15 protein-coding genes are annotated in these 16,402 nt (G+C 59.6%); 8 read left to right on the top strand and 7 right to left on the bottom strand.

All coding sequences use genetic code 11. The features are described 5' to 3' along the window. Positions 1-32 precede the first annotated feature (32 nt). Entirely contained in the window at positions 33-1,130 is a 1,098-nt protein-coding gene (locus tag EIY72_RS16805) for a polyamine ABC transporter substrate-binding protein (RefSeq protein WP_093220401.1), read from the top strand. Between the two features lie 18 nt (positions 1,131-1,148). Then, entirely contained in the window at positions 1,149-2,105 is a 957-nt protein-coding gene (gene speB, locus EIY72_RS16810) for an agmatinase (protein ID WP_093220404.1), read from the top strand. Between the two features lie 114 nt (positions 2,106-2,219). Here speB and EIY72_RS16815 read toward each other — a convergent pair whose 3' ends face one another. After that, entirely contained in the window at positions 2,220-3,272 is a 1,053-nt protein-coding gene (locus EIY72_RS16815; protein ID WP_093220408.1) for an aldo/keto reductase, read from the bottom strand. Between the two features lie 112 nt (positions 3,273-3,384). On the opposite strand from EIY72_RS16815, the gene zapE reads away from it, so the two are divergent. Both zapE and EIY72_RS16825 read left to right on the top strand, forming a co-directional pair. Beyond that, positions 3,385-4,503 carry a cell division protein ZapE gene (zapE, locus tag EIY72_RS16820; protein ID WP_093220411.1) on the top strand — a complete coding sequence of 373 codons (1,119 nt, stop codon included), beginning with the start codon at positions 3,385-3,387 and terminating at the stop codon, positions 4,501-4,503. A gap of 94 nt (positions 4,504-4,597) precedes the next feature. After that, entirely contained in the window at positions 4,598-5,089 is a 492-nt protein-coding gene (locus EIY72_RS16825; protein ID WP_093220414.1) for a GNAT family N-acetyltransferase, read from the top strand. Positions 5,090-5,169: 80 nt separating this feature from the next. On the opposite strand, the gene EIY72_RS16830 is transcribed toward EIY72_RS16825, so the two are convergent. The 3 genes from EIY72_RS16830 to EIY72_RS16840 form a co-directional block, all read right to left on the bottom strand. Beyond that, the gene (locus EIY72_RS16830; protein WP_093220417.1) at positions 5,170-5,379 is read right to left on the bottom strand and encodes a hypothetical protein; all 210 of its coding nucleotides are present in this window, start codon (positions 5,377-5,379) and stop codon (positions 5,170-5,172) included. Positions 5,380-5,543: 164 nt separating this feature from the next. Then, positions 5,544-7,280, bottom strand: a complete 1,737-nt coding sequence (locus EIY72_RS16835) for a phosphoethanolamine transferase CptA (protein ID WP_093220422.1) — start codon at positions 7,278-7,280, stop codon at positions 5,544-5,546. Between the two features lie 195 nt (positions 7,281-7,475). Next, positions 7,476-7,658, bottom strand: a complete 183-nt coding sequence (locus tag EIY72_RS16840) for a DUF6026 family protein (protein ID WP_093220427.1) — start codon at positions 7,656-7,658, stop codon at positions 7,476-7,478. A gap of 272 nt (positions 7,659-7,930) precedes the next feature. On the opposite strand from EIY72_RS16840, the gene gnd reads away from it, so the two are divergent. Genes gnd through EIY72_RS16855 form a run of 3 tightly spaced genes read left to right on the top strand, consistent with a single transcriptional unit; the run spans position 7,931 to position 11,246 of the window. Further along, positions 7,931-8,911, top strand: coding sequence for a phosphogluconate dehydrogenase (NAD(+)-dependent, decarboxylating) (gene gnd / locus EIY72_RS16845; RefSeq protein WP_093220432.1), 981 nt, complete (start codon positions 7,931-7,933; stop codon positions 8,909-8,911). Then, entirely contained in the window at positions 8,908-10,431 is a 1,524-nt protein-coding gene (zwf, locus tag EIY72_RS16850; protein ID WP_093220437.1) for a glucose-6-phosphate dehydrogenase, read from the top strand. The genes gnd and zwf overlap by 4 nt, the downstream gene beginning before the upstream one ends. Continuing rightward, positions 10,428-11,246 (top strand): HAD family hydrolase, encoded by an 819-nt coding sequence (locus tag EIY72_RS16855; protein WP_093220442.1) that lies wholly within the window; start codon positions 10,428-10,430, stop codon positions 11,244-11,246. The genes zwf and EIY72_RS16855 overlap by 4 nt, the downstream gene beginning before the upstream one ends. 47 nt (positions 11,247-11,293) lie before the next feature. Here the strand turns inward: EIY72_RS16855 and nhaB are convergent, their stop codons facing one another. The 3 genes from nhaB to EIY72_RS16870 all read right to left on the bottom strand — a co-directional run bounded on the left by nhaB (position 11,294) and on the right by EIY72_RS16870 (position 14,703). Beyond that, positions 11,294-12,796, bottom strand: coding sequence for a sodium/proton antiporter NhaB (nhaB, locus tag EIY72_RS16860; RefSeq protein WP_093220447.1), 1,503 nt, complete (start codon positions 12,794-12,796; stop codon positions 11,294-11,296). Between the two features lie 67 nt (positions 12,797-12,863). Then, positions 12,864-14,150, bottom strand: a complete 1,287-nt coding sequence (locus EIY72_RS16865) for an NHL repeat-containing protein (RefSeq protein WP_093220451.1) — start codon at positions 14,148-14,150, stop codon at positions 12,864-12,866. Positions 14,151-14,436: 286 nt separating this feature from the next. Then, the gene (locus EIY72_RS16870; RefSeq protein WP_093220455.1) at positions 14,437-14,703 is read right to left on the bottom strand and encodes a hypothetical protein; all 267 of its coding nucleotides are present in this window, start codon (positions 14,701-14,703) and stop codon (positions 14,437-14,439) included. A gap of 343 nt (positions 14,704-15,046) precedes the next feature. Between EIY72_RS16870 and EIY72_RS16875 the strand changes: the two genes are divergently transcribed. After that, positions 15,047-16,372 carry a sigma-54 dependent transcriptional regulator gene (locus tag EIY72_RS16875; RefSeq protein WP_093220458.1) on the top strand — a complete coding sequence of 442 codons (1,326 nt, stop codon included), beginning with the start codon at positions 15,047-15,049 and terminating at the stop codon, positions 16,370-16,372. The last annotated feature ends 30 nt before the right edge of the window (positions 16,373-16,402 follow it).

A 16,402-nucleotide genomic window follows, 5' to 3' on the forward strand; every position in this document is an offset into this window, starting at 1 on the left:
CTGCAGCCACTTCTTCTGGTCAGGTGTTCGTCATGGCTCCCATGTTCAAGCTGTGTTTACCCGCGCTGTTGCTCGCTGCCGCTGTTTCGGCTCAGGCCGATGACAAGGACAAGGTCATCAACCTCTACAGCTGGGCCGATTACGTGGCCCCGGAAACCCTGCAACGGTTCGAGCAGGAAACCGGCATCCACGTGCGCTACGACACCTTTGACTCGTCGGAGGTGCTGGAGACCAAATTGCTGACCGGTGGCAGTGGCTACGACGTCGTGGTGCCATCGTCCAGTGTACTGGCCCGGGGCCTGGCCGCCGGCGCGCTGAAGCCGATTGATCACACCGGCCTCAAGGGTTACGCCAATCTCGATCCGGACCTGCTGGAAAAGCTCGCTGCGGTCGACCCCGGCAACCGCTACGGCGTGCCCTATACCTGGGGCACCCTCGGGCTGGGGATGAACGTCGAGGCGGTCAAGAAGCGCTTGCCGGATGTGCCGCTCAACTCCCTCGACCTGCTGTTCAAGCCCGAATACGCCAGTAAGCTCAAGGATTGCGGGATCGCCATTCTCGATTCACCGCAAGAGGTGATTGGTGTCGCCCTGCATTACCTGGGTAAAGATCCCTACAGCACTGACAAGAATGATCTGGCGGCCGCCGATGCCTTGTTGAAAAAGCTGCAGCCCAATGTGCTGTACGTCGCCACCGGACGGCAGATCAACGACCTGGCCAATGGCAGCGTATGCATCGCGCTGACCTACAACGGTGATGCGAGCATGGCCGCCGATCAGGCGCACAAGGCCAACAAGCCTTACGAAATCGCTTACCGGATTCCCAAGGAAGGCACGCTGGTGTGGCAAGACAACCTGGCGATTCCCAAGGACGCGCCGCACCCCGAAGCGGCCCGTCAGTTCATTGAATTCATGCTGCGCCCCGAGTCCGTGGCTGCGCTGACCAATACCTTGTTCTTTGCCTCGGCCAACCAGGCCGCCACACCACTGGTGGACGAAGCCGTGCGCAATGACCCGGACATTTACCCGCAAGCCGAGATGCGTGCGCGGCTGTACGCCGACCGCAGCATGAGCCTCAAGGACATGCGCCAGCGCACCCGTCTGTGGACCACTTTCCGTAGCCGCGAATAACTAAAAGAGGAGCCTGCAATGGACGTCCCGCTGCAAAATGATCAAGCCCTGACCCGTGACAGCCTGTACGGCACTGCCGCCGAAAGTACCTACGCCGGTATCACCAGTTTCATGCGTCGTCGCTACAGCCGTGATTTGCGCGGCGTCGACGTGGCGGTCAGTGGTGTGCCGTTCGACACCGCCACCAGCAACCGTCCGGGGGCGCGATTCGGACCGCGCGGCATTCGCGCCGCTTCCGCCGGGATTGCCTGGGAGCGCCACTGGCCGTGGACCTTCGACCCGTTCGATCATCTGGCGGTGGTCGATTTCGGTGATTGCGACTTCGATTACGGTTCACCGCAGTCGACCCCGGAAGCCATCGAGGTCCACGCCGAGCACATCCTCAACGCCGGCACGGCGATGCTGACATTGGGTGGTGATCACTTCATCACCTACCCGTTGCTCAAGGCCCATGCGCGCAAGCATGGTGCGTTGTCGCTGATCCACTTCGACGCCCACAGCGACACCTGGCCGGACGAGGAGGGCAAGCGCATCGACCACGGCACCATGTTCTGGCATGCGGCGAAGGAGGGGTTGGTCGATCCGTCGCGCTCGGTGCAGGTCGGTTTGCGCACCACCAACGATGATCACCAGGGCTTCCAGGTGCTGGACGCGCGCCAGGTGCATCGCCGTGGCTGCGAGGCGATTGTCGAGGCGATCCGCGCGCGGGTCGGCGACAACCCGGTGTACCTGACGTTCGACATCGATTGCCTGGACCCGGCCTTCGCTCCGGGTACCGGAACGCCGGTGTGCGGCGGTTTGAGCACGGTGCAGGCGCTGGAGATTCTCGGCGGATTGCGCGGGATCAATCTGGTGGGCATGGACGTGGTGGAGGTGGCGCCGGCCTATGACAGCGCGGAGATTACCTCGCTGGCGGCGGCGACCCTGGCGATGGAGATGCTGTGCCTGTATGCGGCGAAACATAAGGTCGACTAGTAACCCACGATCTAAATGTAGGAGCGAGCCTGCTCGCGATAGCGGAGTATCAGGCGACAGCGATGTTGAATGAGCAATCGCCATCGCGAGCAGGCTCGCTCCAGGGTTGATTTGTCAGGCCACCGGAATGATTGGCAGATCCAGCACCTGCCCACCGCTGAACCGTGCTGACGAGCCACTGATGGACTCGTGTGGTACACCCATGGGCACGTCACTGACGCCATCCAGACGTGCCAGTTGTTCAGCGCTCAATTGCACATTCAACGCACCCAGCGTGGCATCCAATTGCTCGCGGGTGCGGGAGCCGAGAATCGGGATCAACGCGGTGCTCGAACGCCTGGCTTTTTCCCGCAGCCAGGCAATGGCCACGTGGGTGGGGCTCGCGTCCAGTTCGGCGGCGACGCCGATCAGGGTGTCGAGCAGGGCGGTTTCCCGGGCGCTCTTCTCTGCGTGAATCAATACACCCAGTTTGTTTGCGCGGTTATCGCCTTGGCTATTGCGATACTTGCCAGTCAGGAAACCGCCACCCAGCGGTGACCACAAGGTGGCGGCCAGGCCCAGGGCTTCAGCCATCGGCAATTGTTCACGTTCGGCGCTGCGTTCGGCGAGGCTGTATTCGACCTGGATCGCGGCAATCGGTGCAAAACCGCGAATCTCGGCCAACAGGTCGGCGCGGGCGATGCGCCATGCCGGGAAGTTCGACAGCCCGGCGTAATGAATCTTGCCGGCGCTGACCAGATCGTCGAAGCCGCGCAGGATTTCTTCCATCGGTGTCACGCCATCGCTCATGTGGGCCCAGAACAGATCGATGTGCTCGGTGTTCAGGCGCTTCAAGCTTTCTTCGACGGCGCGCACCATGTTCTTGCGGCTGTTGCCGGTGTGGGAAATGTCGGCGGCAGCTGTAGTTCCCAGGGTGTATTTGGTGGCGATGACCAGGCTGTCGCGCTGTGCCGCGATAAACTCGCTGAGCATCGCTTCCGACTGCCCACCCTGATAGCCATTGGCGGTGTCGATGAAATTGCCGCCGGCCTCCAGATAACCATCAAAAATGCGTTTGGCCTCGTTACGCTCCGCGCCATGACCCCAGCCGGTGCCGAAATTGCCGGCACCCAGCGCCAGTTCAGAAACCCGCAGGCCGGTTTTACGGCCGAAGACCTTGTAATGCATGGGATGACTCCAGAATGACGGTTTAAATGTTTAGTGACATATATAAAATATGATGTTAATAATTTAAACCGTCAAGACGCTTCTGCTTTTCCGCGATGGCATACTGCCGCGCATGACTACTGACTCCCCCCTCAGCGCTTGGCAGCGCGCGATCGCACAAAAAGGCTTCGTTCAGGACGAAGCCCAGGAACACGCCGTCTGGGCACTGCAGAAGTGTCACGAAGCCCTGCATGAAGGGCGCTCGGCCATTTCAGGTGTGTACCTGTGGGGGCCCGTAGGGCGGGGCAAGACCTGGCTGATGGACCAGTTCTATCAAAGCCTGCGGGTTCCGGCCCGGCGCCAGCACTTTCACCACTTCATGGGCTGGGTGCATCAACGTTCATTCCAGTTGACCGGCACGGCCGATCCGCTCAAGGCCCTGGCCCGTGAGTTGAGCGCCGAAGTACGGGTGCTGTGTTTTGACGAGCTATTCGTCAACGACATCGGCGATGCGATCATCCTCGGGCGATTGTTTCAGGTGATGTTCGAGCAAGGCGTGGTGGTGGTCTGCACATCCAACCTGCCGCCGGACCAGTTGTACGCCGACGGATTCAACCGCGACCGCTTCCTGCCAGCCATCACGGCGATCAAAAAGTATATGCAGGTGATTGCCGTGGACGGTGGCGAGGACCATCGTTTGCACCCGGGGACGGGGGCGCAACGCTATTGGGTGTGCGAGCGGGGTCAAGCCGGCACACTCGGCGAGGTGTTTGCCGGTTTGACGGCCGGCCAGGCGGTGTCCGCCGATCCGGTCGAGGTCGGCTACCGCTCGCTGGCTGTGGTCAAGGCTAGCCCCAAGGTGCTTTGGACCCGCTACGCCGATCTGTGCGAGCAGCCGTTTGCCGCCATGGATTTCATCGGTTTGTGCGACCGCTACAGCGCCATCCTGTTGAGTGAGGTGCCCAGCCTCAGCGCGCAAAAACGTCCGGGGCGCATTGCCCGGGGCACTGAGGACGGCGCCGAACGGGTCGAGGCGGGCGAGCGCGAGTTGCCACAGTTGTCAGTGCACGATGACGGCGTACGGCGTTTCATTGCCCTGGTGGATGAATGCTACGACCGCAAGGTGCCGTTGTACCTGGAGGCCGAGGTGCCGATGGACTCGCTGTACACCGAAGGCTACCTGGAGTTTGCCTTCCGCCGCACCTTGAGCCGCTTGCAGGAAATGCAACTGGAGCGCTTTGCACAAGGGTGATCGGATTGTGGTGGCCCCCTCGCTCGCGCTATCGTCTCCCGACCCTGCGGCGCAACTCGTGCGCCCTGGCCAATTAATACGATTGAGGTTGGAAATGGATTCCGCGGAAATACTTGTGTTGCAAGCCAGCTACACCAATGCGGTGCACGCCGAGGCGATTAGTCTTGTCTTGAACAGCTACGCCCAGGACCCGATGGGTGGTGGCCATGCGTTGCCGGCCGACGTACTGGAGCAGTTGCCCGGCGAATTGGCCAAGCGCCCTCATGCGTTCAGCGTGCTGGCCTTTGTCGGTGGTGAACCGGCGGGGCTGGTCAATTGCTTCGAAGGGTTCTCGACCTTTGCCTGTCGGCCTCTGGTCAATGTCCACGATGTGGCGGTAGTACCGAAGTTTCGCGGGATCGGCCTGAGCCAGCGGATGCTGCAAAAGGTCGAGGAAATTGCCCGGCAGCGTGGTTGCTGCAAAATCACCCTGGAAGTGCTGGAAGGCAACGCCGTGGCCCAGGCGTCCTACGACAAGTTCGGCTTTGCGCCGGGTGTGTTCGATCCTGCCCATGGGCGCATGCTGTTCTGGACCAAGCCACTTTAATCGAACGCAAAAAAAGGGCGCCCATCAGGGCGCCCGAAGTTCATCTCCGACGGCTGAGCTGGCCGTCGCAGGTCTGTGGGTCATTTTGGCCTGTAGGTCTCGGTCACCTGAGCGGTCTGGTCGCTTGGAACCCGCAGTTCGTTGGTTTGACTGGCCTGCCCGAGGGCTTGCTGCTGGGCCAGTCGCAGACTTTCGAAGTAGTAACGCATGCGTTCGGCGCCGCCTTCGGCGAATGCGCTGGTTGAGCCTAGAGCCATCAGGCCGGCGATGATCAATGCGGTGCGTTTCATGGTGTGCCTCCACTACAGCGGTGGGATGCCTTTCGTCCATGAATCAGAATCAATATCGAGATGCCATTATCCGCCGATTCCGTTAAATGGGAATTAACGGTCGTGGCTGCCTGCAGGAAAGAAAGGGGCATGAAAAAGGGGCCGGAATCGGCCCCTTGGAAGGATTACTGCTTGACCACCGCGGGTGGTGTTTTCGGCTTCATCAGGCTGAAGTCGATCAGCGCTTTCTGCTCGCGCTCGTAAGGGTTGCCGATCAGCAGCGGACGAGCCTTGAAGCTGTCGCTGACCAGGCTCTTCGTGCGGTCGAGTTCGTCGAAGCTCAAACCCGCCAGATCAGCCCAGGTATGGATCAGGTGCGAGCTGCTGTACGGACGCGACAGGTCGGCGGCGAAATTCCAGTTGTGGGTTTCACGCCATTTCGGCGATGCCCAGGCCATGAACGGAATGGTGTACATCGGCGCCGTCGGTTTGGCCTCGTTGCGTCCCAGGGTGTTATGGCCGGCCGAGTCAAAGACGTCTTCGCCATGGTCGGAGAGGTACAACAGGAAACCGTTCGGATCAGTCTTGGCGTAGTCCTTGATCAGGCTGGACACGACGAAATCGTTGTACAGCACGGCATTGTCGTAGCTGTTGTAGGTCGGCACCTGATCGTCACGTACGCCGTCCGGCACGCCATTGCGGTCCTGGAATTTGTCGAAGGTCGGCGGATAACGGTACTGGTAGCTCATGTGCGTGCCCAGCAGATGCACGACGATCAGCTTGCGTGGCGCCGCATCGGCCAGGGCCTTGTTGAACGGTTCGATGACGTCGCCATCGTACTGGGCGGCGTTCTGGTTGCGGTTGTTGTTCAGGTACACCTGCTCGTCAGCTTGCTCGGAGAAGGTGGTGAGCATGGTGTTGCGCTTGGTCATGGTCTGCTGGTTGGTGATCCAGAAGGTCTTGTAACCGGCCTGTTTCATCATGCTGACCAGCGATGGCGTCGACAGGTACAACTCCGGATTTTCTTCATCGGCAAAGGTCAGGACCTGCTGCAACGCCTCGATGGTGTAGGGGCGCGGAGTCACGACGTTGTCGAACACCGCCAGTTGATCCTTGAGCTTGTCCAGTTCCGGCGTGGTGTTGCGCTGATAGCCGTACAGGCTCATGCGCTGACGGTTGGTCGATTCACCAATTACCAACACCAGGGTCGCCGGTTGGTCGGCCATCGAATTCTTCAGATTGTGCAGCGGCGGGATCTTGCTGGCGCTTTTCAGCATGTCCTGCATGCCGGCCAGGGTGTCCAGGTAGCGGTGGTAGGCCACAGCCATTTGCCACGGCACTGCCGGCTCGATGCGGGTTTCGAACTTCTCGAAACCTTCGGCGAAGGTGCCGGTGCGCATCGTCTGCTTGACCAGCGGATAGCCGACCACGGCCACCACGATGGCCGTTGCCGCCACCAGGGCCTTGCCACGGGACAGGTACACCGGGCGCAGGCGGGTCCAGAGGAAATAGGCGAATGCGGTATGGGCAATGAACGCCAGCACCATCCACCAGGCGAAGTATTGGGTCATGTACTCGCCGGCTTCAGAAATGTTCGACTCGAACATGATGAAGATGACGCTTTGCGAAAATTCTTGCTGATAAATGAAGAAGTAACCCAGGCTCGCCATGGAGCAGGCCCACAGCACCACGCCTATCACTGCGGCCATTACCCGAGTCTGCCTGGGGAACAACAGCATAGGCGCCAGCCATATGGCGCTCATCACAAAGGCCTGGCGGAAGCCACTGAAACCGGAGGTGCCAGTCAGCTGGATCAGCAGTTGGGTGATCCCGGAGAAGTACCAGAAAAACACGAACAGCCAGATAAATCCGGCCCAGTCGAAACCATTCGCAGCTGTCTTGCTGCGTTTAAACAAATTCATTCGGGACTCCAGCCGAGATATCACTTCCACCGCTGCGAATATTGGATATCGCGGACGACGAACGGAGGGCACGCGGAAACCAGCGGCCTTAACAGGTAATTATCTTGAAACAAATGTGAAAATTTCGTGAGTTGATCGGCGGGGCAGGGCGGGGCAGTCACGGAAGCAGCAGTGGCTGCTTCCGCAAGCAAAGGATCAAGTGAGGGGCGTGCGTTGCACAGCGGTCAGGGTCGGGGCTGCGTTTTCATTGAGTTGCAAGCGCAATTGCGCCAGTTCGAGCTTCAACTGGTCACGCTCGTCCTTCAACTGACGCAGTTCATCGCGACGAATAGTGACGTAAAGGGTTTGTGCTGGCTGTACGGCGTATACGGTGCCCATTGCTCACCTCGCAAATGGCGGGTCTCCATGGTAGGTGCGCCTGCTTTTCAGAGGCCTACCTACAATCGAGGCCAATTTTGATTTCTTTTATCCCTGAAGGGAACTTTTTTATTTTTCATTGTCGTTGTGTCTTCGACGGGTTTCCCGACGTTATCCATAAGGATCGGGCACAATGCCCGGAAACTTCACCGCCACGCTCTGGACTAACCTTCATGAACGCGGTGGGCTATAACCTTTGTCACACATTTATTTGTAGTAAGGAGCATCAGCACATGCAACTCGGGATTATTGGACTGGGCCGCATGGGCGGTAATATTGCGCGGCGCCTGATGCTCAACGGACACACGACCGTTGTTTATGACCGCAATACCGCTTTCATCGATACCCTGGTCGCCGAGGGTGCCAACGGGGCGGCGGACTTGCCTGCGCTGGTCGCAGGCCTCGCCAAGCCACGTGCGGTGTGGGTCATGCTGCCGGCCGGCGCACCGACCGAAGAGACCATCGACACCCTGAGCACCTTGCTCGAAGCCGGTGACACCATCATCGATGGCGGCAACACCTTCTATAAGGACGACATTCGCCGGGCCAAGACCCTGGCGGAAAAGGGCCTGCACTATATCGATGTCGGCACTTCCGGCGGTGTCTGGGGCCTGGAACGCGGTTACTGCATGATGATCGGCGGCGATGCCGAGACCGTGAATCGCCTCGACCCGCTGTTCAAGACCCTGGCCCCGGGCATGGGCGACATTCCCCGCACCAAGGACCGCAAGTCCGACGACGAGCGCGCCGAGCATGGCTACATTCATGCAGGCCCTGCCGGCGCCGGGCATTTCGTCAAGATGATCCACAACGGCATCGAGTACGGCATGATGCAGGCCTTCGCCGAAGGCTTCGACATCCTCAAGACCAAGAACAGCGAGAAACTGCCGGAAGACCAGCGTTTCGACCTGAACGTCGCCGACATCGCCGAAGTCTGGCGTCGCGGCAGCGTGGTGTCCTCGTGGTTGCTCGACCTGACCGCCGATGCGCTGGCCAGCGACGGCAAACTCGATGGGTTCTCCGGCTCCGTGGCCGACAGCGGTGAAGGTCAATGGACCATCGAGGCTGCCATGGAACAGGCCGTGCCGGTACCGGTGCTGTCGAACTCGCTGTTCTCGCGCTACCGTTCCCGCGGTCAGGGTACCTTTGGCGACAAAGTTCTTTCGGCCCAGCGCTTCGGCTTCGGCGGCCATGTGGAGACACCGAAAAAATGACCCACACGATCCGCAGAAAATCCAAGGCTGAACCCGCGCCACCGACCACGCTGTTTTTGTTCGGTGCCCACGGCGACCTGGTCAAGCGCCTGCTGATGCCGGCGCTGTACAACCTCAGCCGCGACGGATTGCTTGGGGATGGACTGCGGATCATCGGCGTTGACCACAACGCCATCAGCGATGAAGGCTTCGCGCAAAAGCTCGAAGACTTCATTCGCAACGAAGTGGCTACCAGGACCGGCAAGGGCGATCAAGCCCTTGACCCGGCGCTGTGGAACTCACTGGCCAAAGGCATCAGCTACGTCCAGGGCGATTTCCTCGACGACAGCACTTATCAAGCGCTGGCGGCGAAAATCGCCGACAGCGGCACCGGCAATGCGGTGTTCTACCTGGCCACCGCGCCGCGTTTTTTCAGTGAAGTGGTGCGCCGTCTCGGCAGTGCCGGTTTACTGCAGGAAACCCCCGACGCCTTCAGAAGGGTGGTGATCGAAAAACCCTTTGGTTCCGATCTGCAAACCGCCGAAGCCTTGAACGCCTGCCTGCTCAAGGTGATGTCGGAAAAGCAGATCTACCGGATCGACCATTACCTGGGCAAGGAAACCGTGCAGAACATTCTGGTCAGCCGGTTTTCCAACAGCCTGTTCGAAGCCTTCTGGAACAATCACTACATCGACCACGTGCAAATCACCGCCGCGGAAACCGTTGGCGTGGAAACCCGTGGCAGCTTCTATGAACACACCGGCGCCCTGCGCGACATGGTGCCCAATCACCTGTTCCAGTTGCTGGCGATGGTCGCCATGGAGCCCCCGGCGGCTTTTGGCGCCGACGCGGTGCGCGGCGAGAAAGCCAAGGTGGTCGGCGCAATTCGGCCCTGGACAGTGGAAGAAGCGCGGACCAACTCGGTACGCGGCCAGTACACGGCCGGTGAGATCGACGGCAAACCCCTGGCCGGTTATCGCCAGGAAAACAACGTGGCGCCCGACAGCAATACCGAAACCTACGTTGCGCTAAAGGTGATGATCGATAACTGGCGCTGGGTCGGCGTGCCGTTTTACCTGCGCACCGGCAAACGCATGAGCGTGCGCGACACGGAAATCGTCATCTGCTTCAAGCCAGCGCCCTACGCGCAGTTCCGGGATACCGAAGTCGACGAACTGCAACCGACCTACCTGCGCATTCAGATTCAGCCCAACGAGGGCATGTGGTTCGATCTGCTGGCCAAGCGGCCGGGTCAGACGCTGAAGATGGACAACATCGAACTGGGGTTCGCCTACAAGGACTTCTTCGAGATGCAGCCTTCGACCGGCTATGAAACCCTGATCTACGACTGCCTGACCGGTGATCAGACGCTGTTCCAGCGCGCCGACAACATCGAGAACGGCTGGCGTGCCGTGCAACCCTTCCTTGACGCCTGGCAGCAGGACAGCGCTGTACAAAACTATGCAGCGGGCGAAAACGGCCCCAAGGCCGGTGAAGAATTGCTGGCCCGTGACGGTCGCGTCTGGCATCGCCTCGGATGAGCGAAGTCACGAATCGGAACATCCGCTTTCTGCTCAGCGACATGGACGGCACCTTGTTGCTGCCCGATCACAGTCTCAGTCAACGGACCATTGATGCCGTGCGTGCCTTGCGTGAGGCCGGCATTCTGTTCAGCCTGGCGACGGGCCGCCCGCCCAAGGCCATGTTGCAGCAGATCGAAGCTTTGGGCGTCGATGTGCCGACCGCCGCGTTCAATGGCGGGACAATCGTCAACCCGGACGGCAGTTTGCTGATCGCGCATTACCTGCCGGCGACCGCCGCATTGACTGCACTGAGCCTGTTTGCCGATCTGCCGGACGTGGAAGTCTGGGTGTTCAGTGGTGGCGATTGGCTGGTCAAGGATGCCCACGGCCCCATGGTTCCGCGTGAGCAGCACGGCCTCGGTTATCCGCCTGTGGTCGTCGACAGCTATGAGCCTTACCTTGAGCGCATCGACAAGATCGTCGCCACCAGTGAAAACACCGAACTGCTGGTGGAACTCGAAGCCCGACTATTGCCCAAGGTCGAGGGGCAGGCACAGGTCTCGCGCTCGCAACCGGTTTATCTGGATGTCACGGCGATGCAGGCGAACAAGGGGGATGCCCTGAAAACGCTGGCCGCGTACTTGGGCGTGGGGCTGACGCAAACGGCGGCGATTGGTGATGGCGGTAACGACCCGGCGATGTTTCAGGTGGCCGGGCTGTCGATTGCGATGGGGCAGGCGGAAGAGGCGGTGAGGCGTCAGGCGGACGTCGTCACCGCGGCCAACTCCGAGGACGGTGTGGCCCAGGCCATCGAGCGCTACATCCTCCCTTGATAACCATGAGTCTTGTAGGAGCGAGCATGCTCGCTCCTACAAGACTGTCAGAGCCAGTAACTCACCGCATACCAGCCCAGTACGCCCATCACCAGCGTGTACGGCACCGCCATCCACACCATCCGCCCGTAGGACAGACGCACCAGCGGGGCAATCGCCGAGGTCAGCAGGAACAGAAACGCCGCTTGGCCGTTGGGCGTTGCGACACTCGGCAAATTGGTGCCGGTATTGATGGCAATGGCCAGCGTCTCGAAGTGTTCACGGGTCATTTCACCCGCCATGAATGCGCGCTTCACTTCAGTGATGTAAATGGTCGCCACGAATACGTTGTCGCTGATGGCCGACAGCAGCCCGTTGGCGATGAACAGCATGCCCGGCTGTTGATTCACCGGCAGGCTCAACACCCAGTGGATCAGCGGCGCAAACAGTTGTTGATCGTGAATCACCGCGACCACGGCAAAGAACACCACCAGCAAGGCCGTGAAGGGCATGGCGTCCTTGAACGCGTTGCCCAGGCGATGTTCGTCGGTGATGCCGGTGAAGGCGGTGATCAGCACGATCACCATCAGGCCGATCAGGCCGACTTCAGCGACATGGAACGCCAATCCGGCAATCAGGATCAACGCGGCCAGGCCTTGCACCAGCAGTGCTGCGCGCTGGCGTGATGTGCGCTCGGCGTTGTCTTCGGCGGCGTAATTGGCCAGGACCGCACGCACGTTGTCGGGCAGCAAGGTGCCGTAGCCGAACCAGCGCAGCTTCTCCAGCAAGACGCACGTCACCAGCCCGGCCACCAGCACCGGCAAGGACACCGGTGCGACCTTGGTGAAAAATTCGGCAAAGTGCCAGCCCATTTCATGGCCGATCAGCAGGTTCTGTGGTTCACCCACCAGCGTACACACGCCGCCCAGCGCGGTGCCCACGGCTCCGTGCATCAGCAGGCTGCGCAGGAAGGCGCGGAACTGCTCGAGGTCTCCGTGGTGCAGGGTGGGCAAGTGCTGGTCATCGCTGAACTCGCTGTCCTGACGTGGATCGTTGCCGGACGCGACGCGGTGATACACCGAATAGAAACCGACCGCGGCACTGATAATCACCGCTGTCACGGTCAGGGCATCGAGAAAAGCCGAGAGGAACGCCGACAGGAAACAGAACATCAATGCCAGCAGCGCCTTGGACCGCACACCCAGCAACAGGCGGGAGAACAGGTACAGCAACAGGTCCTTCATGAAGTAGATGCCGGCCACCATGAACATCAGCAGCAGGATCACCGGAAAGTTGTGCAGTAACTCATCGTACAGCGCCTGGGGCGTGGTCATCTTCAGCAACAGGGCTTCAACCAGCAACAGGCCGCCGGGCATCAGCGGGTAGCATTTGAGGGCCATGGCCAGGGTGAAGATGAACTCGATCACCAGCAACCAGCCGGCCGCTACCGGGCCGATGGTCCATACCACCAAGGCATTGAGAACGAGAAAGCCGACAATGCAGGCCTTGTACCAGCGGGGCGAATGCCCGAGAAAATTTTGCGCGAACGCCTGGGCCATCGAGCCGGACATTAAATGCTCCTTGTATTAAGAAGCGCGCAAGTTGCCGTATGCGGATTGGAAGATCAAGCGCGACAGGCTAACCAAGATAACGTGAGACCACGGCCTTGTAGTTGCCATCGAGAGAATAGCCGCCAACGAGGATGTTGCCATCGGCCTGTAAGGCGACCGAAGTGGCGGTATCCAGACTAGGGCCTAGGCGGGTGCGCACCCAGCCGTCGCTGGCGAAGCCGGCATCGAGTCGGCCATCGGGCAAGTAGCGCGCCAACAGAAAGTCGGCCTCTATGCCGCCGATAGTCGCGCCGACCGTCAGTACACTGCCATCGGGTTGGGCCTGTGCGCCGGTCCACTGGCAACCGTTGTGGCCGATTGCCAGGCGTTGCGGGTGACCGCCGTTGCAATGCGTGTCCGGGCGCCCGTTGCTGTGCACTTTGAACGCCAGGCAGTGCATCGGCTGACGGCTGCTGCCAAAGCACAGCACGTCACCGTTGTCCTGTTGCACCACCTGGCTGATTTGCGCGCCGTGACCCTGGACCCGGAACGTCATGAAACCGTCCACGGCGAAGGTAGTATCAAGGCTGCCATCGGTGTGGTAGCGCGCCAACAGACCTTCTTCCGGAAAATTGATCGACCCGCCCACCAGCACGCGACCGTCACGCTGCACCTGCAGGCTGCTGAGCCAGGTATTCATCAACAAGTGTCTGACCACGACAAAGCCACGGCCATTGAACGAACTGTCCAGGGAGCCTTCGACATCCAGGCGAATCAACAGGCCGACGTGATCGGCCAGTTCGAAATGGTGATTGGCCACCAACAGGATGCGACCGTCTTCTTGCACGCCGATGTCACAGGCTTCGGCACCGGGCACGCCGGGAGGCAACCAGGCATCGCGCACGCCTTGGGAAAGGCCACCGGGCAAGCGCACCACACAGTGTCCGTTGTCGCCGAAATGTGCAACCAGCTGTCCCTGTGGATCAAACAGCGCAAGGGCGGGTAGCGTGCGGTGGGCATTTTCGTAATGCAGGCCAGCCAGCAGGATATTGCCATTGGGCAATACCAGAACCTTGGCGCCAGTGGCTTCGAAACCATTCTCGAATTGGCCGATGACGCTGCCCTGTTTGCCGAAGGTCAGGTCAGCCGAGCCGTCTGCCAACATTCTGGCCAGACCAAAGCGACTGCCTTCGGCCATGCCGACCTTGGCGGCCACCAGCAAGCGGCCCTGAGCATCGAGAGTAATGCCGTTGGCCATGCTGGAAAGACTGTTGGCAAAATAGATCTGGGTTTTACCGTTGAGGGCGAAGCTCGTATCGAGCGTTCCGGTATCCGGCCGAATATCGGGAAGGGCAAAAGCGGACTGGATTGACATGCACGCATCTCCTTGCGAGTCGTCATGGTCCGGAAGTTTGGCTGGCGACTTTATAAGGAAAACATTCAATCCCTGAATGGGCAGATGCACAACTGTCGGAACTAACAGGTGGAGCGTCGTTGTGTGCCACAACAGTGTCTTTTCGAACCACTGACAAGCCTGCGATGTATTGCCGACTCAAAAAGTTCGAATAAGGACGCGAAAATTAGTACCTGTGATACCCGCGAGCGGCTAACTAATGACAGGAAAAGGGCGCGGATTACCTTCAAGTAATCCGCACAAAAAATTAGTTCGGCATAGTCCACGACTGCAACTTGTAGCCTTCCTGGCTCAATTCGGCGCGCGCTTGTTCCAGCAGGTGCTCGAGCTGTGCCGGATCGGTGTAGGCGCTGTTTGGAATCAGGGTCCGACCAATGCTGGTGCTGGTGCGGTCGATCACGGTCAGGCTGAGTTCACCGTGACCATCTTGTGGTGCCCAGGCCACGCATTTGAATGGTTTAAATGCACGGTCGGCGATCAGAAGAGCTTCGTTGATACGGAGCGGGGCGTTCATAGGGTCTTCTCTCTGTATGCTCAATCAAGTGATCCGCCGACGGTTGGGCTTACCGTTCGGCTGGTTACTTGTACTGATGCCCGCAACCGGGGTTCGGGTCACACCCAATCAAAAGAAATTTGCACTTTCTTTCATATACTCAGGATTAAGCCTCGCGTTTGAAAGCTGAATGAAAGAAAAGACTCGATAGGTAACTAACTATGTCGGTTCTTATAACTGATTTGATAGCGGTCCTATAGTCAAACGGTACAAGGCCCTGTCAAATTCTTGCTAATGTTACAGCCAAGTCCGCCAAATGACTGTTTTTCCTACTTTTTCTTAAATTTGGCGCCAAGGAATAGTCATGAGCGACGCGCCTGCTTTACGACGGCTATTAGTGGTGGACCCCTGCGACGACTGCCATCGCCTGCTACCGGGATTGCGCTCCGTAGGGTGGGATGTCGACAGTTGTACATTGGAAAACGCCGCCGACCGAAGTTGTGACGTTGGATTGTTGCGTTTACAGCCGTTTCACCTCGAGCGCCCCGATGCCGTCAAAGAACTGATCAGCCGCAGCGGTACCGAATGGATCGCCGTATTGAATCAGGAAGTCCTACGCCTGCAAAACGTCGGCGATTTTGTTTGCGAATGGTTTTTTGACTTCCATACATTGCCGTTCGACGTGTCCCGTGTTCAGGTCACCCTCGGCCGCGCCTTCGGCATGGCACGCCTGCGCGGGCAGGGCACGGTGCATATCGATCAGCCTGAGCACGAGTTGCTGGGCGACAGTAAACCGATCCGCGAACTGCGCAAGTTATTGAGCAAACTGGCACCGACCGAATCGCCGGTATTGATTCGCGGCGAAAGCGGTACCGGTAAAGAATTGGTGGCGCGCACGCTGCATCGTCAGTCCCAGCGCCACAGCAAGCCGTTTGTAGCGATCAACTGCGGCGCGATTCCCGAACACCTGATTCAGTCCGAACTGTTTGGCCACGAGAAAGGTGCCTTTACCGGTGCGCACCAACGCAAAGTTGGACGGATCGAAGCGGCGAATGGCGGAACATTGTTCCTCGACGAAATCGGCGATTTGCCTTTGGAGTTGCAGGCCAATCTGCTGCGGTTTCTCCAGGAAAAACACATCGAACGAGTAGGCGGCAGCCAGCCAATCCCGGTGGATGTGCGGGTGTTGGCCGCGACCCACGTCGACCTCGAGGCCGCCATCGAGAAAAAACGCTTTCGTGAAGACTTGTACTACCGCCTGAACGTGCTGCAAGTGGTGACTGCACCGCTGCGTGAGCGGCATGGCGATTTGTCGATGCTGGCCAACCACTTCTCGCATTTCTACAGCCACGAAACCGGCCGTCGTCCTCGCAGTTTCAGTGAGGATGCGCTGATCGCCATGGGCAAGCATGACTGGCCGGGCAATGTGCGCGAGTTGGCCAACCGCGTGCGCCGTGGCCTGGTATTGGCCGAAGGTCGGCAAATCGAGGCGCGTGACCTGGGGTTGATCAGTCAACTGACCATCGCCACGCCCATGGGCACCCTCGAAGATTACAAGACTCGTGCAGAACGCCAGGCGCTGTGCGATGTGCTCAATCGACACAGTGACAACCTGAGTGTGGCCGCGAAAGTGCTGGGTGTGTCACGCCCGACTTTTTATCGGCTGTTGCACAAACATCAGATCCGCTAAACCGGCGGCAACAAAAAAGCCCCGCTGCGG

Origin of the sequence: Pseudomonas vancouverensis, from assembly GCF_004348895.1 — a bacterium.
Lineage (GTDB): Bacteria > Pseudomonadota > Gammaproteobacteria > Pseudomonadales > Pseudomonadaceae > Aquipseudomonas > Aquipseudomonas vancouverensis.